General features: G+C 51.6%; 1 protein-coding gene and 3 pseudogenes. All 4 read right to left on the reverse strand.

What is annotated here, in order from left to right; genetic code table 11:
- Positions 1–631, reverse strand: a pseudogene (locus tag DT343_RS18685) (nuclease-related domain-containing protein); the annotation flags it as partial.
- A gap of 11 nt (positions 632–642) precedes the next feature.
- Positions 643–1292, reverse strand: a pseudogene (locus DT343_RS18690) (electron transport complex subunit E).
- On the reverse strand, positions 1282–1749 hold the full coding sequence (locus tag DT343_RS18695; protein WP_112863946.1) for an RnfABCDGE type electron transport complex subunit G: 468 nt from the start codon (positions 1747–1749) through the stop codon (positions 1282–1284). The pseudogene DT343_RS18690 and the gene DT343_RS18695 overlap by 11 nt, the downstream one beginning before the upstream one ends.
- Before the next feature lie 130 nt (positions 1750–1879).
- Positions 1880–2472: pseudogene (locus DT343_RS18700) on the reverse strand (RnfABCDGE type electron transport complex subunit D).
- Positions 2473–2480: the final 8 nt, after the last annotated feature.

The following is a 2480-nucleotide window of genomic DNA, read 5'->3' on the forward strand; positions in this document are numbered from 1 at the left end:
GCTCGATATGTTGTTGCAGATTGTCTGTGTTATTTTCTAATCTGGCATGCTGCAAGCGGGCAATTAAGGACGGAATTTCCTTTTCTTCGAATAGAATTTCTTTTTTCTGTTCGTATAAGGCGGCATAAGCGGATTTGCCGCAATAAACTTGATTTGGAATATCCGTTTTGAATTCCGCATCTCCGATAAAAACAACGGCAGAATGGATTTTTTCTCTCGGAATGGCTAAGAGATCGGCAATCGCCTGATAATGTTTGTAATTTTGATACAGCGGATTTTGAAAGCGGTATTTTTTTCCATTAGGAAAGGTTTGCGTCTATTGTCTTTCTCGTTCTTGGGCAAATATCCAGCCTGATTTGTTTTTGGTTTCCACGACAAATACGCCGTATATGGAAATGACGATGTGATCGATTTGCGTGCTTTCGCCGTTTGGCAGTTTTAGTAAAACATCATCAAAATCATGATAATCAGCGCCTAAATTCCAGTCATGAATGCCCTGTACGCGTCTTTCGCCTAATCTGCCTTTTTCTTGCGCATGGATTTTTTTCTTTTCTTCCGTACCTGAAGTGGTGTTGAACAGTAGCCCTAAGCAGATAATGACGATAAGTAAAACGAGGAATAATATTTCCATGAAAATATGCTTTAATCTTTTTTGTTTTTCAATAAATTATCCGCCGCTTGTTTGCCGGCGACTAAAAAGCCGTAGCAGATGAAGGCGCCGGCAGGCAGGGCGGCGAGTATCATGCCGTTGTCTATTTTAATGACTTGAATGCGCCAGTCTGCCGCGGCATCGCCGAAGATAAGATGCGCGCCGCTAAACAGGGTGCCTTGGGCGAGGATTTCGCGAATGGCGCCGAGCAGCAGCAGGATAAGAGCAAAGCCGATGCCCATAAAGAGTCCGTCAAGGGCGGCGTATTTGACGGTGTTTTTCACGGCATAGGCTTCGGCGCGCGCGATAATCACGCAGTTGGTAACAATCAGGGAAAGGTAGATGCCCAGACTTTGATAGAGCGGATAGGCAAAGGCTTGAATCAGGATTTCGCAGAGGGTAACGGCGCTGGCAATCAGTAGCACAAAGACGGGAATGCGGATTTCATTGCGCAGAAAGCCGCGCGTAAGCGAGACGAGGCTGTTGGATAGAGTTAGTACGAAATGGTGGCGATGCCCAGTCCCAGCGCATTGATGAAGGTGTTGGAAACGGCGAGCAGGGGGCAGAGTCCGAGGATTTGCACCAATGCGGGGTTATTGTCCCAGAGTCCGCTTTTCAACAGTTTGCGACTTTCAGCGTCCATGATGATTCTCCTGATGGTCTTGCCAGTCTTGCAGGGTTTTGCCGACTAATTCGGTGACGGCGCGCGGGGTGATGGTCGCGCCGGTAAAGGCATCGAAATCGCCGCCGTCTTTTTTGACTTGAAAGCGGCGGCTTTGCAGGCTGTGTCCGCGGAAATCTTCGATCCATGCGCTGACGCGGCGTTCGATTTTATCGCCCAGTCCGGGGGTTTCTTTATGATTTAAGACGCGGACGCCCAGCAGTTGGCGATTGTCCGGAGCGATGCCGATCAGCACGCCGATATAGCCGTTGTAGCCTTTGAGAGTGTAGGTGCTGATGAAGTTTGCCAACAGGCGCTCGCCGTCTTTGGCTTGATAGAGGGTAACGGGAATGCCGCCGAGGTTGAGACTTTGGGCATTGTGCAGCAGATCGGCATTGAGGGGCTGCGCCGTGTAGATTTCGGCAAAGGTGCCGAGCAGGTGTTGTTCTTTTGTGTGGCAATGCGTCCGCTAAAGGCAAGATAGGCGAGCGAGAGCAGGCTGATGCAGACGGCGGCAAAGCTGCTGAGACGGAACATGGCGCGGCGGGAGTCGGTATTTAAGAGCAGCATTAACGGTATTTGGGGCTGAGGTTGTCTAAAATCGCTACGGCGGCATTTGCCAGCAAGACGGCAAAGGCGAAGCCGTCGGGGAAATTGCCGAGGTTGCGGATGGCGATGCAGAGTATGCCGATGAGTAGGGCGTAGAGCAGGCGTCCGAGCGGCGTAGTGGCGGCGGTAATCGGGTCGGTGGCGATGAAAAGGCGCCGAAAATCAGTGCGCCCGAGAAGAGCTGTTGCAGCGGATTGAGATAGGCATGGCTGTCGTACAGCCAGAATAGTCCGGCGGTAATGAAGGCGGCAATCAATACCGCCGCGCTGATTTTCCAATCAAGGTATTTTTTCCATGCCAGCCATATGCCGCCCAAGCTCCAAGCGGCGGCCTGCATCAGACTAGGCAGGTAAGTCGCGCTGATTTGGCTCACCGCGGTGTCGGCAATGCGCGCTTGGCGGCTACTGTCGAGCAGCGTGGCGGCGGTGCGGGCATCTACCGAGTTGAATAGGCTGAAAAAATCTAGGCTTTCTGCGCTGTGCTGCCCCATGATGGCAGGGAAGCTGACCAGCAAAAAACAATAGCCGACCATGGCGGGATTAAAGGGATTCATGCCTAGTC

Origin of the sequence: Brevundimonas vesicularis, from assembly GCF_900445985.1 — a bacterium.
GTDB lineage: Bacteria > Pseudomonadota > Alphaproteobacteria > Caulobacterales > Caulobacteraceae > Brevundimonas > Brevundimonas vesicularis_D.